This window comes from Streptomyces sp. NPDC048483, from assembly GCF_040651455.1.
Taxonomy (GTDB): domain Bacteria; phylum Actinomycetota; class Actinomycetes; order Streptomycetales; family Streptomycetaceae; genus Streptomyces.
Genome location: NZ_JBEZJZ010000007.1, coordinates 115,790 through 141,711 on the forward strand (window position 1 = coordinate 115,790; position 25,922 = coordinate 141,711).

The 25,922-nt window shown below is 68.4% G+C and carries 26 protein-coding genes and 1 pseudogene; 14 read left to right on the forward strand and 13 right to left on the reverse strand.

All coding sequences use genetic code 11. From position 1 onward, the window contains the following. Positions 1-36: 36 nt before the first annotated feature. Together AB0D04_RS06085 and AB0D04_RS06090 are read right to left on the reverse strand one after the other, a co-directional pair. Positions 37-1,404: an MFS transporter gene (locus AB0D04_RS06085; protein WP_362699844.1), complete on the reverse strand. Its 1,368-nt coding sequence runs from the start codon at positions 1,402-1,404 to the stop codon at positions 37-39. Continuing rightward, positions 1,401-2,408 (reverse strand): zinc-dependent alcohol dehydrogenase family protein, encoded by a 1,008-nt coding sequence (locus AB0D04_RS06090; protein WP_362699846.1) that lies wholly within the window; start codon positions 2,406-2,408, stop codon positions 1,401-1,403. The genes AB0D04_RS06085 and AB0D04_RS06090 overlap by 4 nt, the downstream gene beginning before the upstream one ends. 156 nt (positions 2,409-2,564) lie before the next feature. On the opposite strand from AB0D04_RS06090, the gene AB0D04_RS06095 reads away from it, so the two are divergent. From AB0D04_RS06095 to AB0D04_RS06105, 3 genes are all read left to right on the forward strand, one after another. Further along, complete coding sequence (locus AB0D04_RS06095) at positions 2,565-3,575, forward strand: LacI family DNA-binding transcriptional regulator (protein WP_362699848.1); 1,011 nt, start codon at positions 2,565-2,567, stop codon at positions 3,573-3,575. A gap of 79 nt (positions 3,576-3,654) precedes the next feature. Then, on the forward strand, positions 3,655-4,596 hold the full coding sequence (locus AB0D04_RS06100) for a carbohydrate kinase (RefSeq protein WP_362699850.1): 942 nt from the start codon (positions 3,655-3,657) through the stop codon (positions 4,594-4,596). Positions 4,597-5,145: 549 nt separating this feature from the next. After that, positions 5,146-7,332, forward strand: a complete 2,187-nt coding sequence (locus tag AB0D04_RS06105) for a SpoIIE family protein phosphatase (RefSeq protein ID WP_362699852.1) — start codon at positions 5,146-5,148, stop codon at positions 7,330-7,332. A 203-nt stretch (positions 7,333-7,535) separates the two neighbouring features. Here AB0D04_RS06105 and AB0D04_RS06110 read toward each other — a convergent pair whose 3' ends face one another. Then, positions 7,536-7,829, reverse strand: coding sequence for a transposase (locus tag AB0D04_RS06110; RefSeq protein WP_362699926.1), 294 nt, complete (start codon positions 7,827-7,829; stop codon positions 7,536-7,538). On the opposite strand from AB0D04_RS06110, the pseudogene AB0D04_RS06115 reads away from it, so the two are divergent. Continuing rightward, positions 7,807-7,920 (forward strand): annotated as a pseudogene (locus AB0D04_RS06115) (IS5/IS1182 family transposase); the annotation flags it as partial. The gene AB0D04_RS06110 and the pseudogene AB0D04_RS06115 overlap by 23 nt on opposite strands. A 43-nt stretch (positions 7,921-7,963) precedes the next feature. Here AB0D04_RS06115 and AB0D04_RS06120 read toward each other — a convergent pair. Then, on the reverse strand, positions 7,964-8,473 hold the full coding sequence (locus AB0D04_RS06120) for a hypothetical protein (protein ID WP_362699854.1): 510 nt from the start codon (positions 8,471-8,473) through the stop codon (positions 7,964-7,966). 113 nt (positions 8,474-8,586) lie between these two features. Then, positions 8,587-8,976 carry a VOC family protein gene (locus AB0D04_RS06125; RefSeq protein ID WP_362699856.1) on the reverse strand — a complete coding sequence of 130 codons (390 nt, stop codon included), beginning with the start codon at positions 8,974-8,976 and terminating at the stop codon, positions 8,587-8,589. A 104-nt stretch (positions 8,977-9,080) separates the two neighbouring features. On the opposite strand from AB0D04_RS06125, the gene AB0D04_RS06130 reads away from it, so the two are divergent. Next, entirely contained in the window at positions 9,081-10,142 is a 1,062-nt protein-coding gene (locus AB0D04_RS06130) for an AsnC family transcriptional regulator (RefSeq protein ID WP_362699858.1), read from the forward strand. Positions 10,143-10,482: 340 nt separating this feature from the next. Beyond that, positions 10,483-11,337, forward strand: coding sequence for an arylamine N-acetyltransferase (locus tag AB0D04_RS06135; RefSeq protein WP_362699860.1), 855 nt, complete (start codon positions 10,483-10,485; stop codon positions 11,335-11,337). 247 nt (positions 11,338-11,584) lie between these two features. On the opposite strand, the gene AB0D04_RS06140 is transcribed toward AB0D04_RS06135, so the two are convergent. Further along, entirely contained in the window at positions 11,585-12,202 is a 618-nt protein-coding gene (locus AB0D04_RS06140) for a TetR-like C-terminal domain-containing protein (RefSeq protein ID WP_362699862.1), read from the reverse strand. A gap of 70 nt (positions 12,203-12,272) precedes the next feature. Here AB0D04_RS06140 and AB0D04_RS06145 point away from each other — a divergent pair, with 70 nt between their 5' ends. Then, on the forward strand, positions 12,273-13,613 hold the full coding sequence (locus AB0D04_RS06145) for an alpha/beta fold hydrolase (protein WP_362699864.1): 1,341 nt from the start codon (positions 12,273-12,275) through the stop codon (positions 13,611-13,613). A 152-nt stretch (positions 13,614-13,765) separates the two neighbouring features. Here the strand turns inward: AB0D04_RS06145 and AB0D04_RS06150 are convergent, their stop codons facing one another. From AB0D04_RS06150 to AB0D04_RS06160, 3 genes are read right to left on the reverse strand one after another with little or no spacing between them, the layout of a single operon-like run. Next, positions 13,766-14,710 (reverse strand): DMT family transporter, encoded by a 945-nt coding sequence (locus AB0D04_RS06150; RefSeq protein ID WP_362699866.1) that lies wholly within the window; start codon positions 14,708-14,710, stop codon positions 13,766-13,768. Then, positions 14,710-16,242 (reverse strand): acyl-CoA dehydrogenase family protein, encoded by a 1,533-nt coding sequence (locus AB0D04_RS06155; protein WP_362699868.1) that lies wholly within the window; start codon positions 16,240-16,242, stop codon positions 14,710-14,712. The genes AB0D04_RS06150 and AB0D04_RS06155 overlap by 1 nt, the downstream gene beginning before the upstream one ends. Positions 16,243-16,282: 40 nt before the next feature. Beyond that, positions 16,283-16,663: a thioesterase family protein gene (locus tag AB0D04_RS06160; protein WP_362699869.1), complete on the reverse strand. Its 381-nt coding sequence runs from the start codon at positions 16,661-16,663 to the stop codon at positions 16,283-16,285. Positions 16,664-17,308: 645 nt separating this feature from the next. Between AB0D04_RS06160 and AB0D04_RS06165 the strand changes: the two genes are divergently transcribed. Then, the gene (locus tag AB0D04_RS06165) at positions 17,309-17,683 is read left to right on the forward strand and encodes a VOC family protein (protein WP_362699916.1); all 375 of its coding nucleotides are present in this window, start codon (positions 17,309-17,311) and stop codon (positions 17,681-17,683) included. Between the two features lie 157 nt (positions 17,684-17,840). Here AB0D04_RS06165 and AB0D04_RS06170 read toward each other — a convergent pair whose 3' ends face one another. Both AB0D04_RS06170 and AB0D04_RS06175 read right to left on the reverse strand, forming a co-directional pair. Continuing rightward, positions 17,841-18,140, reverse strand: a complete 300-nt coding sequence (locus tag AB0D04_RS06170) for a transcriptional regulator (RefSeq protein WP_362699918.1) — start codon at positions 18,138-18,140, stop codon at positions 17,841-17,843. Further along, positions 18,137-18,406: a hypothetical protein gene (locus AB0D04_RS06175; protein ID WP_362699871.1), complete on the reverse strand. Its 270-nt coding sequence runs from the start codon at positions 18,404-18,406 to the stop codon at positions 18,137-18,139. Before AB0D04_RS06175 ends, AB0D04_RS06170 begins: the two co-directional genes overlap by 4 nt. A gap of 471 nt (positions 18,407-18,877) precedes the next feature. On the opposite strand from AB0D04_RS06175, the gene AB0D04_RS06180 reads away from it, so the two are divergent. Together AB0D04_RS06180 and AB0D04_RS06185 are read left to right on the forward strand one after the other, a co-directional pair. Beyond that, the gene (locus AB0D04_RS06180; RefSeq protein ID WP_362699873.1) at positions 18,878-19,192 is read left to right on the forward strand and encodes a hypothetical protein; all 315 of its coding nucleotides are present in this window, start codon (positions 18,878-18,880) and stop codon (positions 19,190-19,192) included. A 56-nt stretch (positions 19,193-19,248) separates the two neighbouring features. After that, positions 19,249-20,113, forward strand: a protein-coding gene (locus tag AB0D04_RS06185) for an IS5 family transposase (protein WP_362699875.1) whose coding sequence is annotated in 2 segments (ribosomal slippage) — positions 19,249-19,584 and positions 19,586-20,113 — 864 coding nt in all. Because the reading frame shifts where the segments join, the coding sequence is not laid out codon by codon here. A gap of 16 nt (positions 20,114-20,129) precedes the next feature. Here the strand turns inward: AB0D04_RS06185 and AB0D04_RS06190 are convergent. Beyond that, positions 20,130-20,591, reverse strand: a complete 462-nt coding sequence (locus AB0D04_RS06190) for a nuclear transport factor 2 family protein (protein WP_362699877.1) — start codon at positions 20,589-20,591, stop codon at positions 20,130-20,132. Positions 20,592-20,700: 109 nt separating this feature from the next. Here AB0D04_RS06190 and AB0D04_RS06195 point away from each other — a divergent pair, with 109 nt between their 5' ends. From AB0D04_RS06195 to AB0D04_RS06210, 4 genes are all read left to right on the forward strand, one after another. Beyond that, positions 20,701-21,597: an IS982 family transposase gene (locus tag AB0D04_RS06195; protein WP_362699878.1), complete on the forward strand. Its 897-nt coding sequence runs from the start codon at positions 20,701-20,703 to the stop codon at positions 21,595-21,597. Continuing rightward, a complete protein-coding gene (locus AB0D04_RS06200) occupies positions 21,594-22,733 on the forward strand; it encodes a hypothetical protein (RefSeq protein ID WP_362699880.1) in 1,140 nt (379 codons plus the stop codon). Before AB0D04_RS06195 ends, AB0D04_RS06200 begins: the two co-directional genes overlap by 4 nt. Then, entirely contained in the window at positions 22,682-23,608 is a 927-nt protein-coding gene (locus AB0D04_RS06205; RefSeq protein WP_362699882.1) for an SDR family oxidoreductase, read from the forward strand. The genes AB0D04_RS06200 and AB0D04_RS06205 overlap by 52 nt, the downstream gene beginning before the upstream one ends. A gap of 630 nt (positions 23,609-24,238) precedes the next feature. Next, positions 24,239-24,538, forward strand: a complete 300-nt coding sequence (locus AB0D04_RS06210) for a hypothetical protein (RefSeq protein ID WP_362699884.1) — start codon at positions 24,239-24,241, stop codon at positions 24,536-24,538. Positions 24,539-24,927: 389 nt separating this feature from the next. Here the strand turns inward: AB0D04_RS06210 and AB0D04_RS06215 are convergent, their stop codons facing one another. Continuing rightward, the gene (locus AB0D04_RS06215; RefSeq protein WP_362699886.1) at positions 24,928-25,833 is read right to left on the reverse strand and encodes an alpha/beta hydrolase; all 906 of its coding nucleotides are present in this window, start codon (positions 25,831-25,833) and stop codon (positions 24,928-24,930) included. Positions 25,834-25,922: the final 89 nt, after the last annotated feature.

Here is a 25,922-nt window from a genome sequence, read left to right on the forward strand (position 1 = left end):
CTTCGGCCTTTCGGTCGGTGGCGGCGGGGCAGAGGTTCAGGCGGAGGGTTGCACGGCGGGCTGCTCAGCGGTGTGCAGCGCCTCGGCTGCGGCGTTTTCCTTCGGCATGCCGTCCCCGGGGGAGGTGACGAACATGCAGAGCACTGCGTTGAGCAGGAGCAGCCCGGCATAGATCCACATCAGGCCCTGGAAGCCCCAGGCGCCGTAGGAGAGGGTGCCGATCAGCGGGCCGACGGCGACGCTCAGGCCGGCGCCCAGGGTGTACACGCCCATGACCTGTCCCCGGCGTTCGGGGGCCTGGGCGACCATCATCGCCGGGAGCGGCACATAGCCCGCCAGGCCGGCTCCGTAGACGGCGACCGCGAGTGCGGCGACCAGGAAGTTGTAGCCGGCTGCCGCGGGCAGGTAGTAGCAGACCAGGCAGCCGACGGCACCGAGCACACCACCGAAGACCGCGCAGGTTTTGCGGCCGCTCCAGTTGTCACCGAGCACGCCGAAGACGAGGAGGGCACCCAGGTTCGTGACCATCATGATCACGAGCAGGGTGTTCCATTCGCCGTCGCTGAAGCCGAGGTCCCGTACGAAGAACGGCATGAAGACCCACATGCCGAACGAGGGCGTGGTGTTGATCAGCCGGATGATCAGGCTGATGCCGAGCTTCGGTTTCTCGAAGAGGATCTTGAAGGTGCCCGCCAGCTCCGAGCGGGAGTCGCGGCCGGGCGCCAGGCCCGTGAAACCTGTTCGCTCGCGTACCAGGAGCAGGACGATGAGGGAGCCCGCCGTGATCACGACCACCGAAAGCCACAGCGTGGAGTAGAAGCCGATCACCGGCATGGCCGCGGCGAACAGGAACGAGCCGACGATGGGGTAGCCCGAGCTGTAGAAGAACCAGAACCAGCCGACGGCCTTGCTCTGATGGTCCTTGGGCGCCACCGCCATGATCCACGACAGGAATCCGTACGCGAACATCGGATAGCCGAAGCCGCGGATCCCGTAGGTGGTCATGACGAGTGCATAGTTGTGCGACGGGATGGCCACCGCAAGCATCAGGATGTGGAAGACGACCCATATCCCCGCGCCCATCGCCATCACCCGGCGCGGGCCCCAGCGGTCCGACAGCACGCCGGCGCCCAGGAACGAGGCGATCGCGGCGGTGACGCCGTAGACGGTGATGATCGTGCCCGCGCCGGTCTCGCCGAAGCCCAGGCCGCTCGCGAAGTACTTCGAGAGATAGCTGGTCTCGATGCCGTCGCCGATCATGAAGAACAGCAGGCCGGCATAGCCCCAGAAGAGCGGCCTGGGGATGCCGATCTTGTCCAGCGGATGCCGGCGGGGCTCCGGAGCCGGACCACCGGAAGCCTGTGGTTCCTGCGGTGCCTGTGAGGTCTGCGTGAACGGGCTCATGCCGATGCCCCCTCTGTCGGCGCGACATGGATCTTGCGACCGGTGCCGGCCTTGAAGGCGGCCACGGCCTCGTCGAAACCGTCGAGCGGGAAGACGTCGCTGACCAGCGGGTCCAGGTCGAGGCCCGAGGCGAGCAGGTCGATGGCGGGCTGAAAGCTGTTGTGCACGGCCATCGAGCCGATGATGTCGATCTCGCTGTTGTATACGGCGAACGGCGAGAAGGAAGCCCTGCGGGCCGGGTCACTCACGCCGAACTGCAGGAAGGTGCCGCCCTTACGGGTCCGGCCGAGCCCGTCCTCGATCGCGGCGATCACCCCGGTCGCGTCGATGACGACCTCGAAGCCCTGCGGACGGTCGAAGGCATCGGCGTCCGCCGCCACCGCATCGGCCCCGAAGGACTTGGCGAAGGTGAGCCGGTCCTCGTTGAGGTCGACGACGGACACGGAGGCCGCGCCCGCGGTCCGTACCAGGGCGGACATCATCAGGCCCATCGTGCCCGCGCCGTAGATCAGGTAGTGCTCGCCGGGCCGGCGCGACAGCCGGTTCAGACCGTGCACCGCGCAGGAGAGCGGCTCCACCAGGCCCGCGGCCGCGTCGGTCAGCGCATCGGGCAGTACGTAGGCGCAGCGCGCGGGCACCGCGACCAGTTCGGCGAAGCCGCCTGCCTGGGTGACGCCGACCGCGCGGTAGTCCGCGCAGAGGTTGCCGCGCCCGATGCGGCAGTAATGGCAGGCGCCGCACGGCATGTTGGGGTCGACGGCGACACGGGTTCCGACCCGCGGTCCGGTCACTCCCGGGCCCAGTGCGACGACCCGGCCGGTCAGCTCGTGCCCGGGGATCAACGGGTATGTCGCCGAGGGAAGTTCGCCGCCGAGGAGGTGCATATCCGTGCCGCACAGGCCGCACGAGGACACTTCGACGATCAGCTCACCCGGTTCCGGTGTGGGATCGGGCATATCGGCCACCGTGACCTGACCGGGACCGCTCACTACGACTGCACGCATCGGCTCACTTCCTCGTGGACTGCCGGGACACTAACCACGACGTAAACGGTTGCGCAAGCGTTTACGTCGTATGAACATTGCGATAGGTTCGCCATCGGAACGTGCGCGGCAGCGACCGGCGCACACGTCAGAGCAGGCACGGGAGGCGCGGCAACGATGGCGACGATGACCGATGTGGCCCGGCGCGCGGGCGTCTCCGTGGCCACCGTCTCGCACGTCCTCAACGGCACCCGCCCGGTGCGTCCCGCCACGCGCGACGCCGTCCGCGCCGCCATCGAGGAGCTCGACTACACGCACAACACCCTGGCCCGCTCCCTGGTGACCTCGCGCACGAAGTCGATAGGGCTGGCGGTCTCCGCGATCAGCAATCCGTACTTCACGGAGATCTTCCAGGGCGTCGAGGCGGGCACGCTCGACAACGGCTACAGCCTGCTGATCGCCGATCCGCACGACACGCCCGAGCATGAGCTCCGGGCGGTCAAGCTGCTGCACGAGCGGCGCGTCGACGGCATGATCATCGCCCCCTCCGCGGAGCCGGGCGCGATGCTCGACTACCTCCGGCGCACCGAGGCGCCCGCCGTCTTCCTGGACCGTCTTGTCAGCGACGCGTACGACCACCCGTACGACCAGGTCAGCGCGGAGAACGAGACATCCATGGCGCAACTCGTCACCCATCTCGCGGAGTTGGGCCATACCCGGATCGCCCTGATCGCGGGTCTGTCCGGGCTCAGCACCACCACCGAGCGGATCGCCGGCTACCGCGAAGGCCTTGAGCAGGCAGGACTCCCCTACGCTCCCCCACTCGTCGTCGGCGGCAGCTCGCAGGCCGAGGGCGCCGAGCAGGCCACCCGGCGCCTGCTGGCCCTCGACGGGCGGCCCACCGCCCTGGTCACCGCGAACAACGCGATGACCATCGGCGCCCTCCAGGCACTGCGCACCGCGCGTCTGGCCGTACCGGACGACATGGCACTCGCCTGTTTCGACGACTTTTCCTGGGCGGACCTCTTCGAGCCACGACTGACGGCGATCGCCCAGCCGAGCCGTGACATCGGCGCGGCCGCCGTGCGGTTGCTGCTCGACCGGCTCGCCGATCCGGACCGTGCGCCACGCACCCTCCGCCTGCCCTGCGCCTTCGTGCACCGCGGCTCCTGCGGCTGCACCACCTGACCCTTCCGCCTGCCCTTCCGCATCAGAACAAGGCACCAGCGCCGTGCCGTGATGGACACGTCCCGAAAGGCCCGGATTCATGATCGTCATCGCCGGCGAAGCCCTGATCGACCTCGTCCCCGCGGGGCCCACCGTCGGCGACGAGCTGCCGGCGCTGCTGCCCAAGCGAGGCGGCGGCCCCTACAACACAGCCATCGCACTGGGCCGCCTCGGCTCCCCCGCCGCCTTCTGCTCCCGCCTGTCCACGGACCACTTCGGCGCGGCACTGCTGCGCGGCCTGACGGCGGACGGCGTGGACACCTCCCTCGTCCAGCGGGGCCCGGAGCCGACCACGCTTGCGGTCGCCCACGTCGGCACCGACGGCTCCGCGGCATACAGCTTCCATGCCGAGGGCGCCGCGGACCGTCTCTTCCAGCTCCCGGACGCACTCCCCGAGCCGACCCGGGCGGTCTCCTTCGGCACCTGCTCGCTCGTACTGGAACCCGGAGCCAGTACCTACGAAACGCTGCTGCGCCGCGAATCCGCGCGCGGCGTCTTCACCGCCCTCGACCCGAACATCAGGGCAGGACTGATCACCGACCCACACGCCTACCGGGCCCGCTTCCGCTCCTGGCTCCCGTACGTCTCCCTGCTCAAACTGTCCGAGGAGGACGCGGCCTGGCTCGCGCAGTCGGACGACCTCGTAGCTGCCGCCAGGGAGTGGCTCGCGGCCGGCCCCTACGCCGTGGTACTCACCCGGGGCGGCGCGGGACTGACCGTACTGACCCGGGACGGCCTCGAACTCTCCGTCCCCGGCCAACGCGTGGAGGTCGTGGACACCATCGGCGCGGGCGACACCGTGAACGCGGCACTCTTGCACCGGCTCGATGCCCACGGTGCGCTCACCGCGGCACCCGACGTCGACGCGGAGCAATGGCGCGACATCCTCACCTACGCGACGCATGCGGCCGCGATCACCTGCGCGCGGCCAGGGGCACAGCCGCCGTACGCATCGGAACTCACCCTCTGGGCGGCTGCCTGACAGCCACGCGTGCGACACGAGGTGGGTTCCTCGGCACCTCGCAACGGCCGCGCTGTTGTATCGGAAACCCACGGCGGTGACCGTCATGACCTGCACGACGGGACAACGCTCGTCGTCGCCGGAGTGGCTCCAGGCGTGCAGAACGGTCACAGGTTTCTTCCGGCAAGCGACCGGCGTAGCGGGGAGTGCGTCCAGGCGCCGGTGGCCGTGCCTCGTCGGCCGTACCAGAGAACTGGTGAACGGTCAGGCGGCCACGGTGGCGGGGAGGAGCCTGTGACTGTGGCCTGCGGGAAGCCTTCACTGCTCTGGAGGCGGAGGCGGAGGCGGCTGCCGGCGCGAGCCGGCCTGAGCCACATCGCCCAGTTGCGAACCCGGAACGAGCAGCCACACGGGATAACAGCTGTTCACCAGGCTTGGCAGCACCTCGGCCTTCCCGCCGCAATATGGCCGGTGGGCGAATGCCGCGGCACCCGGCCGCTTCACCGTCGTACCGTGCCTGACATCGCGTAGGCCGTCACCTCACACGGGCGTATTGTGCGGATATGAGCGATGTTCGGGGAGGGTGAGAGTGTGCAGGGCGCCGCCGGGTTCGGGCCTGCCGCGGGCTGTGGCCCGGAGCTGCTGGACCCCGCCCTGGCCCAGACCGTACGGGAGACCGGGGCCTCTGTGGGCTCGGTGTATCTGCTGTCGCCGGACACACCGGTACTGCGGCTGGCGGTACTGGCCGGGCTTCCCCGGGAGATCGCCGCACCCTGGGCCCGAGTGCCGCTGGGGGATGCCATTCCGGTGGCCGAAGCCGTGCGTGAGCGGCGCCTGGTGTGGGTCGGCAGTCAGGCAGAGTTGACCCGCCGCTACCCGAGGGCCGCGCTCGTGTTGCCCTACCACTTGGCGCTGGCTGCCGCACCGATCACGACCGGCGCCACTGCGTGGGGCGCGCTGGTGCTGCTGTGGCCCGGTTCACGACCGGCGCAGCTCAGCGCGCACGAGCGCGACGTGGTCGCCACCGCCTGCGACCGCATGGGTGCCCTCCTCCAGCATGCCCCCGACAGCGGCAACCCCGTACCGCCCGGGAGCGAGCCGCACGTGCCGGCCCCGCCGCGTACCCCTGCGATTGAGCCGGTCGAGGCGCTGGCCGCGGTGAACTTCGTCGACCGCCTCCCGGAGGGCTGTTGCGCGCTGGACCTGGAGGGCCGGATCACCTTCCTCAGCGCCACCGCAGCCGACCTGGTCGGTGGCAGCGTCCCGGACCTGCTCGGAGCACTGCTGTGGGAGGCGCTGCCCTGGCTGGACGAGCCGGTCTTCGAAGACCGGTACCGGGCCGCGGTGATCAGCCGCCAGGCCACATCCTTCACCACCCTGCGTCCACCGGACCGAGGGCTGGACTTCCGGCTCTACCCGGACGCCTCCGGCATCAGCGTCCGCATCACCCCCGCTGACCACACCATGTCTGCGGAGGGGCCAGGGCCGGGACGCAGGGAAAGCACCACCATGCCGACTCGGGCAGGCTCGCTGTACGACCTGATGCACCTGGCCGCCACGCTCACCGAGGCTGTCAGCGTGCGGGACGTGGTCGAACTGGCCGCCGACCAGATCATGCCTTCCTTCGGCGCCCAGGGCTTCGTCGTATCCGTGACCGAGGCCGATCGGCTGCGTGTCGTCGGCTACCGCGGCTACCGGCCCGAGGTCATCAACCGTCTCGACCTCCCGCCCTTCAGGGACCCAGGAGCGCCTACCGTGCGCGCTCTGACCACCGGAGTCCCCCTCTTCTTCGCCTCCCCCCACGAAATGGCACAGCTCAACCCCGACATCCCGCGGCTGACCAACAGGGCGGCCTGGGCCTTCCTGCCACTGATCGTCTCCGGCCGCCCGGTCGGCTGCTGCGTGCTCTCGTACGACCGGCCCCACCCCTTCACCCCCGACGAACGCGCCATCCTGACTTCTCTTGCCGGACTGATCGCCCAGGCCCTCGACCGCGCCCGCCTGTACGACGCCAAACACCAGCTTGCCCACGGCCTGCAGACCGGCCTGCTCCCCGCCACCCTCCCGACCATGCCCGGACTGGAGGTGGCCGCCCGCTACCTGCCCGCGGCACACGGCATGGACATCGGCGGCGACTTCTACGACCTCATCCGCCTCGACGACACCACCGTCGCCGCCGCCATCGGCGACGTCCAGGGCCACAACGTGAAGGCCGCCGCGCTCATGGGACAGGTACGCACCGCCGTCCACGCCACCGCCGGTGCACCCCCCGGCGAAGTCCTTGCCCGCACCAACCGCCTGCTCACCGACCTCGACACCGGGCTGTTCACGAGCTGCCTCTACGCCCACCTCGACCTCGCGCACCACCGCGTCCGCCTGGCCACCGCAGGCCACCCACCTCCGCTCCTGCGCCACCCCGACGGACACACCGAGATCCTTCGCGTCCTGCCCGGGCTCCTGCTCGGCATCGACCCCGACGCCGAGTACCCCACCACCGAGATCCCCCTGCCGCCGGGCGCCGTGCTGGCCCTGTACACCGACGGGCTCGTCGAGGCACCCGGTGTCGACCTCGATGACGCCACCGCCGACCTCGCCGATCGCCTCGCACGCGCGCCACACCAGCCCATGGACACCCTCGCCGACGCCCTCGTCAGCCACGACCCTCAAACCGATCCCCGCAGCGACGACATCGCCCTGTTCCTGCTCCACCCGCAACCAGTCGGCTCTTCCTGCACTCCGGTCATCGACCAGGCATAACACGCTGCGTCGTGGTCTCGGTTCTGGTCAAGGTCCACCTCGCCGGCGACGCCTGCGCCCGGCCCTTGGCGATCACAGTCACCGCTGGACAGGCCGGCGAGGCGCCCGCGTTCACCGCCGTAACGGCCGCACTCCGAGTGCCTCACACCCCGCCCGGCTCCCCTAACACCAGGCCCGAGACAGCGATCCCGGATCGGACGCGCTCATCGCGCGCGATCCGCTTCCATCTGCCCGAACGGCACATCCACTGGGTCGTCCCCCTCGATGCGACGCACCCCGTCGACCCAACGCCGCCGCGGGTCAACCGGCGGCCGGCCCGGCCCCGCCCCGACCGGCAGCAGCGGTTCGAGCACCGCCCACTGAGCGTCGGTCAGACCAAAGCGGGCGCCGTCCTGGCAGCTGGCCGGGGTGTGGGCGAAGCTGGTCACCGCGCTGCAGGCACGGGCGGATGCCCGCGGGGCGATCACATGGGAGGTCTCGGTCGACTCCACGGTCACCCAGGCGCACGACAACGCCGCCGGCGCCCGGCGGGATCGCCCCGCCCAGGGCGAGCCAGACGATCACGCGCCCGGGCGCTCGCGCGGCGGATGGAGCCCGGTCTCACTCGGGTCCGGATCACGGATCGCCGAGGTCATCGGCCTTGCCCCGACGACGGTCGCGGCGGCAGGGAACTGAGCGACGGCTCCGCAGAGGTCCCCGCAACCGCCCGGCCGTGGCGGACCAGCACGGTGACGGTGGCCGCGAGGAAGACGCACTGCATGGCCGTCCGGGGGCCGAGCTGGTCCCACCAGGGCACATCGCCGCCGGCGGCGTACACGTTTGCGGGGTACATCACGACCAGCATCGCGCTGAGCACGGCGGCCGAGCCCCGGGCGGTCCGCGACCACAGCAGCCCGAGCGCACAGGCGAGTTCGGCGATGCCGGTCAGTGTGACGAGCAGGCCCGGGGCCGGCAGGGCGGGCGGCACCATGGCGACGAGCTCCTCGCGCATCCCGACGAAGTGCGCGCCCGCAGTGAGCGTGAACATGGCCGCCAGGCCGCCCCGCAGGGCGGCGGTCGGCCGACGGAGCCGTACGGCCCCGAGCGCCCCGGCGAGCAGCAGCAGGCCTGTGACGGCGACGAGTGCGACGAGCGGTTCCATGTTCGGATCTTCCTGCCGTGACGGATGTGGTGAGGGATGTTGTGAGGGATGTTGTGAGGGATCTCTTGGGAATGCGGGGACGGGCGGGCCGGGTGCTTCTCCGCGCCTGCCGGTCAGGCGGAGTCGCCGGCCACGGCCGCGGCCGACCTGCGGACGGTGTCCGGGTCGATGCGCTGGATCTGCACGACGACCCCGTCCGGGTCGGTGACCCGGATGCTGCGGCCGAAGTTCTCCTCGACGAGCTCGTACGGATAGCCGTTGCGTTCGAGCCGCTGCGCGACCTCCTCCAGCGGCTTGTCCGTCGCGAAGCCCAGTTCGGTGGTGCCGGGTGGCCGACCCTGCGAGACGGCGGCGGCGTGGACGCCGACGGCGCCCGCGGCGGCAGTCAGCCGGACCCAGACGGCCGCGCCGGGCTCCTGCCGGACGGCGAGCCCCAGCCCGGCGTAGAAGTCCCGGGACGCCTCGACGTCGGCCACGTACCTGATGGGAAGGACGGTCAACATGGTCTGCCTTTCTGTGGTGGTCGCCGCCAGCGTCCTGCCCGGCGCTCCCGTGCGCGCTGTAAAGTCGCCGGGATGGACACGATCAGACATTGGGAGGGGATCTGGTGACGCAATCCGTCACGCTCGACGCGCTGGACCGTCGTCTGATCCATGCCCTCCAGATCGACGGGCGCGCCTCGTTCAGCAGGATCGCCACCGTGCTCGGGGCCCCGGAGCGCACCGTCGCGCGCCGCTACCACCGGCTGCGGTCGGCCCTGGTGGTCCGGGTGGTCGGGCTCGTCGACAGTCGGCGGATCGGCATGCTCGACTGGTTCGTCCGCATCGACTGCACGCCGGACGCCACCGACGCGCTGACCGCCGCCCTCGCTCAGCGGGACGACACCTCGTGGATCGCCCCGCTGGCCGGCGGGACGCGGCTGACCTGCATGGTCCGCACCCCTGGCGCGGGATCGGACGGCGGACGACCGCTCTTCGACCACCTGCTCCGGACCCCGGGCATGCGAGACGTCGAGGCGGGCTGCGTGCTGCGCCCGGTCGCCGGGGTCGGTGGCTGGGCAGGCCGGACGAGCGCACTGGACGCGTCCGAGCAGGCGGCCCTCCTCGGCCCCACGCCGGAGTCACCGGACGGCCCGGAAGTCCTTGCCGAGGCATCGGGCTGGGGCGAGGCGGAGGCGCGACTGGCGGGCGAACTTGCCCTGGACGGCCGGGCGGACGTGGCGCAGCTGGCGGCCGTCACCGGGTGGTCGGCCTCGACCGTGCGCCGACGCGTCGCCGGGCTGCGGGCCGCCGGCGTGCTGCACTTCGAGGTGGACGTGAGCCCGTCCCACTTCGGCTTCCCGGTGGAGGCGCTGCTGTGGCTGGAGGTGGCGCCGGCCGCGCTGGGCGAGGTAACGGAGGCGCTGTCACGGCACGCCGCGGTCGCCTTCGCCGCCGTCACGACAGGCCGGGCGTCGGTCTTCGCCATGGTCCAGTGCCGTGACACCGGCGCCCTGTACGACTACCTGGCCGGCGAGTTGGCCGCCCTGCCGGGCATCGGTCGGGTGGAGACCGCCCTCGTCCAGCGCCGCACCAAGCGAGCGGGGCCGCTCCTGCTGCCGACGATGGCGGAACGCGCTCAACGATTCCCACCACGACCGCCGGCCTACCGAGTCAGCCACATGAGATGACGTCCAAGAACATCGGACTCACTCATCCAGGCCTGTTGCGAAAGTGGAGCTCTGCTGGCCTGTAGGCAACGTGACTGTCACGCCGCTTCATCGTGAAGGAGCGTATGTGGCCAACGAAGGCCCCGGCCGGGGATGGTCGGGCCCTCGTTCCGGCGGCAGTTCATCGGCTGGTGCCGGCAGCCGCTACTCGTCATCGATCCTGAGTGACGAGGCACGGCTTAGGACCGGAGTCCGAGGACCAAAGGCCGAGTGCCGGGACGGAATAGCGCCGCGGGAAAGATCGCTCCAAACGTCGTACGTTTTCCGACAATTGACGTGATGACACGAGGAGACCTTCCGCATGTGGAACGGCGACGCACTCGACCTCGACGCCTATCTGGCGCACCTCGGATATGAGGGGGACCACTCCCCCTCCCTTGCGACGCTGCGTGCGCTGCACCGGGCGCATGTGCTCTCCGTGCGCTGGGAGAATCTGGAGGCGGTGCTGCGCAAGAACCGCCCGCTCGACCTCGCGTCACTCCGGTCCAAGCTGATCGACAACCCGCGCGGCGGGACCTGCTACGAACACGTCACCCTCTACGCGGCGGCCCTGGAACGCCTCGGCTTCCGCTTCTTCGTGATCCAGGGCCGGGTGCAGATGGGCGAGACCAAGGTCAGGGCCGAGTCGCACGCCATGGTGGTCGTGGAGCTGGAAGGGAGGCGCTGGCTGAGCGACATCGGGTTCGGGGCCGGCCCGCTGGAGCCCATCGAATTGACCGAGGCGACGGACGCGACGGACGGCGTGTGGGCGTACCGGCTGCGGCGCGAGGACGTCACGCCCGGCGTCGATGGCTGGGCGCTCTACCAGCCCACGCGAGAGGGCGCCGGCCAGGTCGACAACACCGGCGACGGCTGGATGATCCGGTACACCTTCACGCTCAACCCGCAGTACCCCGCCGACCTCCGGGTGTCGAACCACTTCGGTGCCAGCAGCCCGCACTCGCCCTTCAGCGACCGCGTCTTCGTGCAGCGCGTGCACGCGGACCGGTTGCACCTCCTGGACAACCGTCTGCTCACCACCGTCAGGCCGGGGGAGCCGGGACCGCCGGAGACCCGTGAGCTGGAGCCGAACGAGGTGCCGAAGGTACTGGCCGACGTCTTCGGGATCGAGCTGTCGGCGGAGGATGTCGAGCTGTTGCTGCCCAAGCTGGTCTGAGCAGGTCCGGGTCCGCTCCGGGAGCGAGCCGGACGCGTTCATGCGGCCTCGACGGCAGTTGGGGAACGACCACTCACCACACAGGGAAGGATCTCCACATCGCCCAGGCCCTCCGCACCGGCCGTCCCTGCCGCCAGGGTGCTCCGCACTGCCGGGGCCGAGCGGGCGCGGAAACTCGGCGCCGGGCACGGCCGCCGGGGCTCCGCTCCGCAGGACGGCAGGGAGCGGAAGTTGGTCGCGGCCGCCGTCACGGCGCGGAGTCGGTATGCCGAAGGCTGCGGAACACCGCGGGGGTCGCCCAGCCGCGCAGCGCGGCGTGAATCGTCGAGGGGAACGCGGTCTCGGCCGTGGCGGCGTCGAAGGCTCCGGCCAGTTCGAGAGTGACGAGCCCGTGCAAGGTCACCCACAGCGAGACGGCGATCATCGTCGCCTCCCCTGCGAGGACGGAGTCCGCCACGGCGCGGTCGATCGCTGCGAGGAGCGGCCGGACGGGGTCGCGGGTGCCGACCGCGCCTGACGGGTCGAAGGACTGCACGCCACCGAACAGCACCGTGTAGAGGTGGCGGTGTTCGGTTCCCCATCGCCGGTACGCGGCGGCCAGCGCGTAAAGATCGGCGAGCGCGTCGTCGGAGGTCGCAACCGCCGACACGTCCTGGAACAGGCCCGCGACCGCCCTGTCGCGCACCTCGCCGACCAGCCCGTCCTTACCGCCGAACAGCGTGTACACCGCCGCCGTCGACGTCCCGGCGGCAGCGGCCAGGGCGCGGACCGTGACCGACTCCTGCGGAACGGTGGCGAGCATCTCGGTCGCACATGCCACAAGCCGCTCTTTGACGGCGGCGTCATTCGTTTTCGGCCTACCCACGAAGACCAGCCTACCCACTCTGATAACGTCGTTTTGAAACGCTGTTTTGAAACTGTGTGGGGAGACTGTCATGCCATCACCCGTCATACGGCCTGTCCGCTTAGCTGGTCGCCTGCTGTGGGCTGCGGCCGCCGTCGTGGGACTGGTCGCCATCTTTCTGGCGCTGATCGTCGTCACGGACGGGGCGGGCTCGGGGCTCGCCGCGTGGGTGGCGACCCTCGGGGTCGCGATCGTGGCCGCACTGTGGCGGGGTCGGCGCCGTGCCTGGCGGGCGCGGCTCGTGCCGTTCCTGCCCGTGGTCGTCGCGGCGGCGTTGACGGCGTCGGTCTGCATCCCGACCGTGCCCACAGCGCGACGGCATCCATCTGCCCTGCCGTTCGTGGCCACGCAGCACTGGAGCCTGGCCACGGGCAGCCGGGTCGCGGTGTACCACTACCCGCCCGCGAACACCGGCACCCGGCACCCCGTTCCGCTCGTGTACCTCAACGGCGGGCCGGTGCGCGGTATCTCGGTGCTCGACCACCGGTTCCTGCAACTCCTGGCGCGGCAGGGCTACGACGTCTACGCCTACGAGCAGGCCGGCGGCGGACGGAGCGATCTGCTTCCCATGGACCAGTACACAATCTCCAGGTCGGTCCGTGACCTCGGCGCCTTCGTCGACCGGCTGGGCAGGGGCGGGGGCGGGGTCGACGTACTGGGATTCTCCTCGGGCGCGGTCGTGCTCACCCGGGCCCTGGCCGACCCGCGCGTCGCCGCACACGTCCACCGGGCGGTCCTCGCCGAGCCCGGCCCGATGGACGGCCCCACCGCGCGGATCACCGGGCACAAGGGCCGACCGTCCGCGCGCGGCATCGCACCGGCCAAGACCGGACCGCGCTCAACGCGCATCCCGCGCTACGCCGTCGCGTTCGGCCTCATGCAGCTCGGGCTCCTCAGCCCCAACAGCGGGCTGGTGGGACAGGCCGAGGGTGACAACGCCTTCGCCGCCGCCGATCTCGGCAGCGACACCGCATCCGCCTACTGCGCGCGGGATGCGCACCGCATTCCCGTCGAGGACACCGCGCGGAACTTCTCCTTCAGTCCCGCCGCCAGCCTCCGCGTCCAGAAGACGACCAAGGACTCACCCTCCATCGCCCCACAACTGATGCGCTCCCGGACGCCCGCGATGCTGATGATCGCCGAGTGCTCCTCCCAGGTCCGGCAATGGGCAACCGCCGCCCTCGCCGCCGACCCCGCCATCCAGCGCACCCAGTACATGCCCGGAGTCGGACATCACATGTGGAACGGCCTCAACGACAACAACCAACGGGCCGCCGCCACCATCACCGCGTTCCTCCAGGACAAACCCGCGCCCTTGCCGGACTACCCCGCCCGCGATGACATCCCCGCCTTCCTCCGCGACCACAAGTGACGAGAACCTGCGGCCCGACGGCGGCATCGGCTCTCACCGTCTGGGAGGACTTTGACCTGGCCGCGCCCCCGCCGCGGCCAGGTCACCCTCCATCCCCACGCGACGGGGACTGGAAGCGGAGCCTCAGCCACCGCGCCAGTCCCCGACTCTCCTCAGGGGCGGTCTGTCGCGGGCACGGAGTTGTCGACCGGCACCGCAGGTGCGTGTTCGGCGCGGGGTGCTCTGCTACTGCGGTTGAAGACGATGATCGAGATCACGATGACCGCGAACCCGATGATCTCCGACACGGTCGGGCGCTGGCCCAGTATGGGCCAGGCGATCAGCCCCGCGGCGATCGGTACACCGTAGAAGTACGACGCCACCCGGTCCGCGCTCTCCGAACGCATCAAGACGAACAGCAAGCTGAGTGCACCGATCGACACGCCGACCGACATCCACACTTCCGACAGCAGCAGCTCCGGTGTCCACCGGATGACGCCCCTCTCGAAGATCAGTGCGCCGACGAGCATGACGACGGCCGACGAGCCAGACTGAACGAATCCATTGATCAACAGGTGTGCGCCGGAGTTCTTCAGCTGGTAGTAGAACTGTCCGGTGGACAGTCCTACCAATCCAAGGAAGCCAAAGGCGATGTTGGTCGGGGTGAGCCCGGATGACGACTCCAGACCCCGGTACACCGTGATGGCGACACCGACCACCCCGCCAATCAGGGCCAGCACTGACAGCAGCCGGACCTTTCTCGCGGTCACGACGGAGACCATCAGCCACACCAGAATCGGTTGCAGCGCGATGATCAGTGCGGAAACCGCGGGGGTCATGCCGAGGTAGAGCGCGTAGAACACCCCGGCGGAGAACACACCCTGTAGCAGGATGCCGCTGAGGATGAGGTGGACATAGCCCGAGCGTGGCCAGCCCACCCTCAAGCAGACGATGAGGGCGAACAAGATAACTGCGGTCGCGCCGAACCGGATCGCCAGGTAGTAGAAAGGCTCCACATAGGGCAAGCCATATCGACCGCCCACAAAACCTGATCCGTAGATGACGACGAACACCAACGCGATGAGCGAAACCTTGAGATTCTTCTTCTCGCCGGCCACTAGTGCATGCCGACCTTGGAGTCGACCGTGAGCATGGCGGCGGGCGGACGAATGGCAGCCGACGCTGCCTGGGTGCCGGCGAGTCGGCCGGCCAACTCGTACTCGTTGACCAGCGCGACGATCTCGTTCTTCAGTACCGCGATCGCCTTTGGGTAGTCGGCATCGTCCACGGCGAGCCGCGTGCCGGGCGTGGCCGATCGGGACGACTTCTCCAGCGTGCTGATTCCGTATATTCGGGACAGGATGCGCCCCAGGATCACGATCTTGTCCTGGGACGGCGCGCCGGCGAAGTGGCTGAGGTTGATGTCGGTGAGGTGGAAGAACGCGTCTTCCAGATAGGCGAACCGGCCGATGAACTCCAGCGGCGATCGCAGCCCGGACTGCTGGAACTGACGCAGGAACAGATTCGCCAGATGCTGGCACAGCAGGTCATTTGTTCCGTCGAAAACGGTGTAGACGCGCGCGTCGAGCAGGGCATAGGCAGCGATGTTGTCCGGCGCATCCAACCGGTACCCTTCCCCGCCACACAGTTGCTGGTAGTCGATAGCCGATTCCAGCATGAATTCGGAAGCCAGCACCTTGGTCGCCAGCGAGGCGAACATGCTGTTTTCCAGGTCTGTGTAGTAGTTCTCCGCCAGCATCAGCTGTCGGTACAGCGCGTTGCACACAACGTAGTTCTGCTTGATGCGATTGACTTTGTACCGCACGTGGTCGATGTCGTGCAGCGTGCCGTCACCGATCTTCCTTGTGCTGACCTGACGCAGGGCCTCTGTGTTCAACCGACGCAGGAAACCACTGGCCATGGCAGCTTTGCTGAACCGGGACGCGCACAGGATCTCGGCGGCGTCACCCAGGCGCTCCCTGCTCTTGGTGAGCCTGTAGTGGCGGGGCACGCGCAGATCCAGGGTATTCAGTCCGTATCCGAGGTTCTTCAGCCCCAGGCTGTCGTAGACCTCGGTCGTCACGAACCCGCCGTCTGATCGTTTGTGGGCGAAGTAGGCGAACTCCTTGCGCTCTGGATGCCTGGCGCAGATGATCCACCAGTCCGCCTGCTCACTGAACGCCTGCCAGTGCTTGGTTCCGGTGATCCGGTACGCGTCACCCTCGTCGTGGTAAGTCGTCTGCATGCGCGCGAGGTTCGAACCGCTGCCCGGTTCGGTGAAGGCGAGACCGCCGATGACGGGGTTGTTGACGAAGTCGTCGAAGACCTCTTCCTTCAGTGCGTCATCACCGCTGGCCGCCACATTGCGAAGGAAGAGGACGGTCACGATCATCGTATACATGCCGAGCGGCAGATTGCGCTCGGACATGATTTCAATGACCTCGCACATCTCCTGGTGGCTTTCCCGGCCTCCGTACTCGCGCGGAATGGCTGGTAAGTAGATGCCTAAGTCGACCAGCCTCCGCAGGCTTTCCCTGGAGAGCGGCTCCTGCGGAAGTCGGGCGCTGTCGAACTCGTCGATACTGCGCTGAAAATTGTCGAGGAACTCGGACGAGTCAAGGTCGACCAAGGAGTTGCGCGAGATACTCAAGACAAGAGTCCAATCTCAGTTCGGCACATCGGTTCTGGTGCTACAGCGCGCTCAGTTCGGCTCGTAGGTGGTCCGGGATGCTGGTGGTGGTTTCCCTTTCGTAGTCGAAATGGACCATGATGCAGGTGCCGCGAGCGACCTCGGCGCCATTCTGCGTGGCGATCTGCTCGATAGCGATCGAGGTGTTGCCGATCTTCGCCACCTTTGTCTCGACGATGACGTCGATGGACGCGAAGATCTGTCGGGTGAAGTCGATCTCGTACCGGCGCAGGATGAGCGCGAGGTCGCGCATGTTCGCTTCTTTGCTGAACAGTCGGAAAATTGGCAACCGACCATGCTCGAACCAGACCGGCACTGCAGAGTTTGTGACATGGCCGAGCACATCGACTTCGGAGAACCGCGGCGAAATCGTCACCTTCACGTTCTGCCCCTTAATCACTCAATTGTTCGAGTTTTTGACAGTCTCTCATCGCTGACCTTCCGTCGGGCGAAACACCAAGACCCAGTGGGGTGTGACGTGTGACACGAAGGTCTGCCACTGCGCCACGAGGCTGCCCGTCGCGGCACAACAGGCCGTATCAAATGCGCCGCCCCACGCTGGGCGGTACTGGCGGACGAAGTCAACTGGTTTCGGGGAGCCTCAACCAGCGCCACCACGCGCGGAGTTGGAAACTCCTACGGGAGGAGATCAGCGACCGCGGACGCTGCGGGTTGTGGCACTGCCCGAAGCTGGACCGTACGGGTCGGAGACAGAGCGTCGGGTGATCCCCCTGCAGCGCGCGGCGAACGTCGCTTACGGAATGGACGGCGAAGTGTGCTCGCGCAGAACGAACATGCTCTGCCAACAAGCAGCAGATCACTGTCCTGTTGTCGCGGAAAGCAAGATCAAGTAAGGTCCCCAACGTGAACACCGGACCGGCGCTACGCCACACACAGATTGGCCACCCGGTGGAGGGCTGATCGCACAGTGGGTGCGGAGAAGGCACCCCAGTTCGGCACGCGGACCTCCCAGTGCTCGTGCACCACGAGTCCATTTGTCGTGCCGAACAACAGCGAGGTCAACCACATGACAGTCACGTTCAACCACACCATCATCGCCGCCAAGGACCGCAGCGATTCGGCTCGTTTCTTCCGCGAGCTGTTGGAACTTTCGGAAGCACCGTCCTGGGGCCCGTTCACCAACATCCAGCTCCCCGATGGCGTACTGCTTCAGTTCGCCGAGCCGCCGGTGGAGATCCAGATGCAGCATTACGCGTTCCTGATCGATGACGAGCTGTTCGATCGGGCGTACCGGCGACTGCATGATCGCGGCATCGAGCACTGGGCCGATCCGCAGATGCGGCGCTCGGGCGAGATCAACAACGAACACGGCGGTCGAGGGGTGTACTTCAAGGACCCCGCCGGTCACGCGATTGAGCTGATCACCCGCCCGTACCTGTAACTGAGCGAGTGCCTGGTCGGGCACCTGAAACACGGCGCCCGACCAGGCAACCGACTGGCGAAACCCACTGCTGCCCCAGGGCACTACGGTGATCGTGCAACTGGCGGTCCGCCGCTGCGTGTCGGCGACGTCATCGCCTCCAGATCAGTGAGCCGACTCAGAGGTCACGCGCCACCGCCACGATCCGCTCCAGGGCCAAGGCATGCCGAGGAAACGCCTGACGCCCGCGTGTGGTGAGGCGGAGGTGGGTGTGCCGCCCCGTGCGGCTCCGCGTCTTGCGGACCTCGACACAGCCGGCGTCCGCCAACGCGGCGGCCTGCTGGGACAAGGCCGAGTCGCTTGTGCCCACCGTGTCCCGCACGAAGCCGAAATCCACCCAGCCGGCCGGAGCCAGCAGCGCGACGACGGAGAGCCGGGCCGGCACGTGCAGGAACTCATCGAAGTCGGGATCCCTCAGCCGTGGCCGTCCCTCCGCGCAATCGCCGTGACGGCCGGGCGCACTACGTACTCGGCCGCCAGCGCCGCCAGGGCGGAGACTGCCGCGGCGAGCGTGCACGGCGCCGACAGGTCGAGCAAACGGGCGACGATCACTGCCGCCCAGAAGACCGTGACCAGCACGATTCCCCATGCCGCGTAGAACGCCGCCTCCACGCCGATCAATTTGCGGCCGACGCAGCACCCCGAGAACCGGGCGGCGTCCGTGCCGAAGAACAGAGACGGCACGGACGCGAGTTGACCGCGGCGACGGCGTAGGCGGCGCGTCCGGCACGCCGCCTGCCTCCGGATCGTGTCCCAACAGTCCATGACGGCGGGGCACTTGGTGTTTGTGGCATGAGCGCCACCGGCGGTAGTCGGCCGACGGAACCTGGGAACGTCTGCTCCACCAGTTCCAGGCCGAAGTCGACGCCGCGGGTGAGGCCGACTGGGACTTCGCGCTGGACTCCACGATCGTGCGCGCGCATCAGCACACGGCGGCGAACCGTCAAGCCATCACAGGCCAACACACAGTCGTGCCGCCCGATGTCGCCGGGTATGGCCGAGCCTCCGGCGCACTTCGGCACTTACCGGCATCCGCAGCAAGACGAGCTGATGGGGTACCCGCTCCACGGAGGAACGGCACCGGCGGAGGTGAGCAGGATGCATGTCCTATGATGCCTCGGGGCGCGACACCCTTCAGATACAAAGAGCTGAGCGATGACACAGACTCCCGAGCCGCCGCGCATACCACCAATCGCCCACCCCGCGCCGCAGACACCCAAGTCCGTCACCATCACGTTCCCCGTCATCCGGGGGAAACTGGCCGCGTTCTTGTACCTGACGACGCTGGTCCTGATGGGCGCGATCGCATGTGCTCAGATCGTCCAGGCTGTCACCGCACGGGACAGTTACAAGATGTACCGGAACCAGATGTGTTCCGGCACCACGTACGGGGCTGAGGACTACACCTCGGACGAGCGGGAGTCATTCGAGGACATGTGTGGTCACCCGCCCCGGCCGTCCAAGGACTAGCTGGACTTGTCCGGCCGATCATGCGACTACTCCATGCCCGGGTCGTTGATGTGGGCATGGGGCGAGGTGATCTGAGTGATGCCGAGTGGGAACGGCTGCGGCCGTTCCTGCCGGTCAGCAACAGGCGTTGTGGCCGTTGGCGAGACCACCGGCAGGTGATTGACGGAATTCTGCACCGGGTGCGGACCGGAGTGCAGTGGCGTGACCTGCCCGAACGTTTCGGGCCGTGGCAGACGGTCCAGGAACGGCACCGGCTGTGGTCGTCCGACGGAACGTGGGAACAACTGCTGCAACAGGTCCAGGCCGCGGCCGATGCCGCGGGTGAAATCGACTGGGACATCTCGGTGGACTCCGCCATCGTCCGCACGCCGCGTGGCAGAGCCTGCACGCGCGCCTGGTGGAGGTGGTGCTGGAGGTGAGGGCCTGGGCCGATCGCGCGGTGGGTTCACGAGCACATTCCACCTGAGCGCGGACGGCCGCTGCCAGCCTCCGTTCCTGATCGTCACACCGGGACAGCGGGCGGACTGCTCCCAGTTCAAGCCCGTCCTGGAGAAGATCCGCGTCCCGAAACCCGGGCCGGGCAGGCCACGCAAGAAACCCGACAGCCTCGCCGCGGACAAGGCATACAGCAACGGCCCGTGCCGCCAGTACCTGCGGCGACGCGGCATCCGGCACACCATCCCGGAGAAAACCGACAGCCAGGCCGCCCGCCTCCGCAAAGGCCCACGCGGTGGACAGCCACCCGGCTTCGACGAAGAGCGCTACAAGAAACGCAACACCGTCGAACGAACGATCAACCGGCTCAGGCAGTCCCGCGCGGTGGCCACCAGATACGACAAGCGCGGCTACGTCTTCCTCGGCACGGCCACCGCAGCAACACTCGTCATCTGGCTCCGCACCGGACAAGTCCTAGACGAATGAGTCCGATGTCAGAGGCTCAGGAGCGGTCGCTGAGGCTTGCGGCCACGGCGGTCAGTCGGCCCATCGCGTGAGCTACGCCGAGCCCGTCCATGTAGTCGCGGACATGCACGATCTGGCTGTTCCGGACCCTGATCACGAGGAGGCCCGGGAAGCTGAAGGGCCGGCCGGTCGTGGTCATGGTCCCGGAGACGACCTGCTCGACGACGATCACCTCCGGGTCGGTGTTCTCATGCACGACGACTTCGCGGATCTCCTGCGGTTGCGCCGGGCTTGCGTCCCAGGCCGCTCGATAGCCCGCGCGGACCTCTTCGCGTCCCTGGTAGCACTCAGGCATGCCAGGGAAGAGGAAAGGAAACTCGTGCACGGCGTCGACCGCGTACAGATCGGCCAGGTCGTCCGCGGACTTGTCGAGCATCGCACGCTGGTAGCGGGCCAAGACCTCACGAGGGCCGAGGTTGGCCGAGATTGTGTCCGGCATGGCGGTTGGACTCCGTTCAGTCAACGCGTGGACGAGTTCATTCGAGCGCTGGGCCGGAACTTCAGGACTTTGGGCCCGCGGACCAGACGAGGGCCTCCAAGATCCGGTTGTGACGCCCGACTTGGAGACCCACTTGACCGCACTCTATGTGAAGATCGACGACGAGATCGGAGGAACGCGATGGATGGGACGCCCGCCCCTGCTCAACGACTCCGAACTCGTCTGCCTGGCGGTGGCCCAGGCCCCGCTCGGCTACCACTCCGAGGCGCGGTGGCTACGGTCCGCCCGCAAGCGCCTGGCCGGCCTGTTCCCGTACCTGCCGCAGCAGTCGGGGTACAACAAGCGCCTGCGGGCGGCTCTGCCACGGGTCAAGCGCATGATCCGGGAGCTGGCCATGGACAGCGACTTCTGGACGGACACCGTGTGGATCACCGACTCCACCCCGGTGCCGTGCGGCATGTCACGCCCGACCGTCCAGCGCTCCGACCTGGCGGGCTGGGCCGGCTACGGCTACTGCGCCTCCCCCTCCCGGTTCTTCTGGGGCCTGCGCCTGTACCTGGTCTGCACACCGACCGGCATGCCGATCATGTGGGCGCTTGCCAACCCGAAGATCGGCGAGCGCGAGGTCCTGGCCGCGATGCTCGAAGTCGACGCGGACCTGGTCTCCGCGCGCGAGGGCATCCTGCTCATCTCGGACAAGGGTTTCGCCTCGAAGGCGTTCGAGAAGGACCTCGCCCAGCTCGGCATCGAGCCGCTGCGACCGTCGTTCAAGCGTGAGAAGAAGCGCTACGGCGAGCCGATGCTCAAGAAGGTCCGCCAGCTGATCGAGTCGGTCAACGACACCCTCAAAGGTCAGCTCGACCTGGAACAACTCGGCGGACGGACCTTCGAGGGCGTCGCGATCCGGGTCGCCCAGCGCGTCCTCGCGTTGGCCGCCGGTATCTGGCACAACAACAAGATCGGTGCACCTGTCACCCGCTCGCTCATCGCGTATGACCAGCGGTGACGGCATGGGCGCAGTGGTTCCTGTCGCACGCGCTGTGCGGGACGCGGGATCTCGTGGAGGGCGAGGCGCTCACCAAGGCGTCGCTGGACGGCTTCCGGGCGCTCGGCGAGCGCTGGGGCGAGGCGGCCGCGCCGGCCGACCGGTCCGTACAGCGGCTGCTGCGGGGCGACCTGGCCGGTACGGAGAAGGACGCGGGGCGCAGCGCGGAGCTCTTCAGGGAAGTCGGGGAAGTCGGGGAAGTCGGGGACGCCTGCGGGCAGTTGTGGTCGGTGTACCCGCTGTCGTCGGTCGCCGAGATCCACGGCGACTACGCGCGGGCGGCCCGGCTGCGGCAGGACGGGCTGGACACCGCCGAGGAGTTCGGCCTCTCCACCCAGGCCGCGGACCTGCTGTCCGGACTCGGGCGGACGGCACTGCTCACCGGTGACCTCGGCAGGGCGCGGGAGTACCACGAGCGGTCCCGGCGCCTCGCCGCCGAACTCGGCTTCCGTGCGGGCGAGATCAACGCGGAGCTGGGGCTCGGTCTCGGCGCGCGCCGCGAGGGGCTTTTCGACGAGGCCGCGGCCCGGATGCGTACGGTCCTGGAATGGCACCGCCAGGTCGGTCTCGACGGGGCGAACGCACTGATCCTGGCGGAGCTCGGGTTCATCGCGGAGCTCCGCGGTGACGCGCAGGGTGCGCCGGCCCACCATGAGGAGGGCTACGCAACGGCCCTGGCGACCGGCGACCCCCGAGCGGTCGCCCTCGCCCTTGAGGGTCTCGCCGCTGCCCACGCCCTCGCGGGCCGCCCCGGGATCGCGGCGCTCCTCCTCGGCGCCGCCTCCGCCGCCCGCGCCGCCACGGGCGCACCGCTCCCGGCCGCGGAACGCCCGGACGTCAACCCGCACCACCGCCGCGGCGACGGCCGCGCTGGGAGAGGCGGCATTCGCGGACTCCTTCACGAAGGGCGAGTCGCTGTCGCCGGAGGCGGCACAGGCGCGGGCGTCGCGGACTCATCACGTGGTGGTGGGACAGCCCATTACCGGCTGACACACCGCGCGGAGCGCCTCGTACCGCTTCGCGGGAGGTCTGCGATAGTCGAGAGATGGTGTGGTTGCCAGACCCTGACGCGTTGCGCGGGAAGGTTGCTGTCGTAGCGGGCGCGACACGGGGCGCAGGACGTGGCTTCGCTGCCGCGCTGGGCGAAGCAGGTGCGACCGTGATCTGCACAGGACGCAGTAGCGTGACGGGCCCGGGAGGGTCCGACTACGACCGACCGGAAACGATCGAGGAGACGGCGGAGCTGGTCACCCGACTCGGCGGCACCGGAATCGCATTCCAGGTCGATCATCTCGATTCCGATCAGGTTCACCGCCTGGCCGAGCGCATTCGCGGCGAACACGGCCATATCGACATCCTGATCAACGACATCTGGGGCGCGGAACGCCTCAAAGGCGGGCCGGCGGACTGGAACACGCCGATCTGGAAGCACCGCCTCGATGACGGCCTGCGCATTCTCCGGCTGGGCCTCGACACCCACCTGATCACCTCCCATCACCTCCTCCCCCTGCTGATCGAGGAGCCAGGCGGACTGCTCGTCGAAGTGACCGACGGCACAACGGAATTCAATGCGTCGTCGTACCGGATCTCGGTGTTCTACGACCTGGTGAAGACCGCGGTGAACCGGCTGGCGTTTTCGCAAGGGCATGAACTACGGCCGTTCGGAGCCACCGCGGTCGCCCTCACGCCCGGTTGGCTTCGTTCGGAGATGATGCTGGACAACTTCGGTGTCCGCGAGGAGAACTGGCGCGAGGCGCTGAATCCCCACCGGGACGACGGCTTGCCGTCCGCACCGGCAGGGTTCGCCCAGTCGGAGTCACCACGCTATGTCGGCCGGGCGGCGGCAGCCTTGGCCGCGGACCCTGAACGGCACCGATGGAACCAGCGGTCGGTCAGCTCCGCTCAGATGGCGGGGGAATACGGATTCACCGACATCGACGGCAGACAGCCAGACAGCTGGCGCATCCCATGAGGGCACACGCGAGACCTCGGACGGAGCCGAGGTACACCGTGCGACTGAACTGCCGCCATACGGGTCAGCTACCGGCGGACGGCCGGACCGGTCAGCAGCGGCCGATACGAGCGCCGGCCGATGCAGCGTGTCCTCCTCCGCGGGCAGACGGGTGAACAGAACATCCGCGCCCTCGCGGGCGAACGCCCAGGTAGCAGGTAGGCGCCCGAGTCAACCATGCGAATTTCATGAACCGGCACCTGGGTTTCACGCCCCGCTTGCATCGCTTCTCCCGCCGAAGACCCCTGCATACCTGCCGTCCACTCGCCCATGTGGCGGGAAGTCGGCAGAGGGTCGGTAACATCTGTGTCCATGCCAACAACGGGGACCTTGACCCTCGACAGCCGTCCGCTGCGGCCCAGCATCGGAGGACATGTTGTCGGAGCTATCGCCATCCTGGCGGCTCTCATCACCATCGGCATTTCCCTGTCTCAGGGCGCCGTCGCGATGGGGTTCGCTGGGTCGAGCGGCACGATGACGGTCAGCGAGTGTCATGGAGGTAGCGGGGGGCGCGGCTCGCCATACTGCTACGGGGTCTTCCGTCCGGACGTCGCCACAGGGAGTGCCCGAGCGAGCGATCCCAGTGCCAGGGTGGACACTCGGGAGGCAGCTCCGGGTGACACCCTTCAGGTCCGCTACGGCGGCGGACAATATGTGGTCGCGGGCTTCGGGTCGGCTTCGGGAAGTATCGCGCTGGCCTTCTTCGGGCTGTTCATCGGCGCAGGTGCGTTGCCCGTAGCGGCCAGTGGTATCTCTCCGCGAAGAGGGACACCGCTCCAAAACATCTTTGAGGCACTCCGCTGGAAATGGATCGCTCGCCTCACGAAGTGGCTGGCAGCGACGTCCCTGGTGGGGATTGCCGTTTTCGCCTATCTGGCCTGGATATTCTGACGTAGCGCCTGGATCGTATCGGTCGGTTGGAACTCCCCTGCGCAGGCACCATGTGGTGCTCTCAGCTCATCAGCCACCTGTGGCGACGGCGTATACAGAGCGAGCGGCCTTTACGCGCGATCGGCGGACCCAGGGGTTCTCTGGGTATGGCTGTGAGCTTGTCGCCGTTGGACGGCTCAAAGACTTGGCCGCCCGGAGCCCCGCGACGACTCAACCGCTCATTGTGATACGGGACTCGACCGCTGTGGAGAACAACATCGGCGAGGTCGTCTGCGGGATCGATGTACGACGGCGCACTGGCGAAGGTGACCGCGTCCGGCCGTCGAAAGGGGGGCAGCCGACTGGCCGCCCCCCTCAACGTGCTGGACAGGTGGTTTGTGCCTCCTGGGTCAGACGGTCAGTTGATCGAGGATGCCGGCCACCTCCGCCGGCTTGAGCAGAAACCCGACGTGGCTGGTGGCCAGAGTGTGCACGTCGTACGGATTGTCGGGCGTCAGGGCGTCGGCTTCGGCGATCAGGCGGTCCTGCATGGCAACGGGAAGCGACCGGTCGTCGGTGAGACGGATGTAGGTGCGGGCGATGGTGCCCCAGGTGTCGGCATGGACGCATGCGTCGGACATCATCACCGCCAGGGACTCGTCCGGCTGCAGGATGTTGAGGAAGGCCCGGAACTGTTCATCGGTGGCGTCCGCCATCATCGACGCCTTGAGTGCGGCCAGCATGACCGGGTCGGCGGTGCGGTAGTTGGCCCGGCCGACGCCGAGTTCGTCGGGGTCGCCGACGTTCAGCGCGGCCAGCGGGGCCAGCGGGGCCAGCAGGTTGTCGCCGAACTCGGGCTCCTGCATGTATGCGATGGGGTTGGAGCGTTGGACGCACGACCAGCCGGAGATGTAGACGAGTCGGCTCACCAGATCAGGGATCGTGTTGCCCACCCCGGTGATGGTGGTTCCGCCGAGGCTGGATCCCACCAGGACCACCGGCCCGTGCTCGGCCACCCGTCGCACGACGTCGACGACCATGTCGATGTTGTCCTGCAGCGTGACCCCGGCCAGTTTGGACGGTTCGGCCGCCCACGCGTCGAGGTCCTGCGGGGCCTGGTAGGCGGCGGGGTACTGCGCGTCGAAGCCGTGCCCCGGCAGGTCCACGGCGAAGCTGCGATGCCCGAGCAGCGCCAGCTCGCGCTGGACGGGAGCCCACATCAACGAACTGGTGCACACGCCGTGCACGAGCACGAACGTCGCATTCGCGTCGCGGGCCTGGCGCGGACGGGAGGAGTTGCTGGAAACAGATGTCATTCGGGTCAGTCCAATGTCCAGTGGGCGGCGCGGCGGGCATGCCTGATGGGCCGATGCCGACGCGGTGCGCCGCCGAAGCTTGACGGGAG

Excerpts from the sequence above, each read along its gene's own strand:
- AB0D04_RS06095 (WP_362699848.1), top strand. The coding sequence starts at position 2,565 with ATGGCGACGATGACCGATGTGGCCCGGCGCGCGGGCGTCTCCGTGGCC.
- AB0D04_RS06145 (WP_362699864.1), top strand. The coding sequence starts at position 12,273 with ATGCCATCACCCGTCATACGGCCTGTCCGCTTAGCTGGTCGCCTGCTG.
- AB0D04_RS06165 (WP_362699916.1), top strand. The coding sequence starts at position 17,309 with ATGACAGTCACGTTCAACCACACCATCATCGCCGCCAAGGACCGCAGC.
- AB0D04_RS06190 (WP_362699877.1), bottom strand. The coding sequence starts at position 20,591 with ATGCCGGACACAATCTCGGCCAACCTCGGCCCTCGTGAGGTCTTGGCC.
- AB0D04_RS06135 (WP_362699860.1), top strand. The coding sequence starts at position 10,483 with ATGTGGAACGGCGACGCACTCGACCTCGACGCCTATCTGGCGCACCTC.
- AB0D04_RS06180 (WP_362699873.1), top strand. The coding sequence starts at position 18,878 with ATGACACAGACTCCCGAGCCGCCGCGCATACCACCAATCGCCCACCCC.
- AB0D04_RS06120 (WP_362699854.1), bottom strand. The coding sequence starts at position 8,473 with ATGGAACCGCTCGTCGCACTCGTCGCCGTCACAGGCCTGCTGCTGCTC.
- AB0D04_RS06090 (WP_362699846.1), bottom strand. The coding sequence starts at position 2,408 with ATGCGTGCAGTCGTAGTGAGCGGTCCCGGTCAGGTCACGGTGGCCGAT.
- AB0D04_RS06105 (WP_362699852.1), top strand. The coding sequence starts at position 5,146 with ATGTTCGGGGAGGGTGAGAGTGTGCAGGGCGCCGCCGGGTTCGGGCCT.
- AB0D04_RS06085 (WP_362699844.1), bottom strand. The coding sequence starts at position 1,404 with ATGAGCCCGTTCACGCAGACCTCACAGGCACCGCAGGAACCACAGGCT.
- AB0D04_RS06125 (WP_362699856.1), bottom strand. The coding sequence starts at position 8,976 with ATGTTGACCGTCCTTCCCATCAGGTACGTGGCCGACGTCGAGGCGTCC.
- AB0D04_RS06205 (WP_362699882.1), top strand. The coding sequence starts at position 22,682 with ATGGTGTGGTTGCCAGACCCTGACGCGTTGCGCGGGAAGGTTGCTGTC.
- AB0D04_RS06215 (WP_362699886.1), bottom strand. The coding sequence starts at position 25,833 with ATGACATCTGTTTCCAGCAACTCCTCCCGTCCGCGCCAGGCCCGCGAC.
- AB0D04_RS06100 (WP_362699850.1), top strand. The coding sequence starts at position 3,655 with ATGATCGTCATCGCCGGCGAAGCCCTGATCGACCTCGTCCCCGCGGGG.